The organism is Bacillus sp. JJ1521 (assembly GCF_036965165.1).
Lineage (GTDB): Bacteria > Bacillota > Bacilli > Bacillales > Bacillaceae_L > Ferdinandcohnia.
The window spans coordinates 783-1,055 of the sequence record NZ_JBALOX010000076.1 but is presented as its reverse complement, the minus strand read 5'-3'; the positions used below and the strand labels follow the sequence as shown (position 1 = coordinate 1,055).

Here is a 273-nt window from a genome sequence, read left to right as displayed (position 1 = left end):
CACAGATTGTTAGTTGAGAGGGTTTTAATCCCTGCTTAATAAAGTTAGTTTTCCAACCAGTTATAAAACGGGATTGTCCGTTTATAATTTCCTTGCTGCGTTTGATCCGTTTGTTTGTGCTTATTTTGATATTGACGAAACTTTTGTGAATGGTTTTGGGCTTGCGCAATTGTACGGATGCCATTCTTTTTCCATTCAAATAGGATTCGATCAATATATCGGAAATTAAGCTTACCAGACATGACGGCCTCACGTAAGGCTGCTTTTATGATT

At 37.4% G+C, this 273-nt stretch carries 1 protein-coding gene; it reads right to left on the bottom strand.

What is annotated here, in order from left to right:
• Nucleotides 1–44 precede the first annotated feature (44 nt).
• A partial coding sequence (locus V7147_RS12610) for a DnaD domain-containing protein (protein WP_335368216.1) occupies nucleotides 45–273 on the bottom strand: 229 nt, incomplete at its 5' end.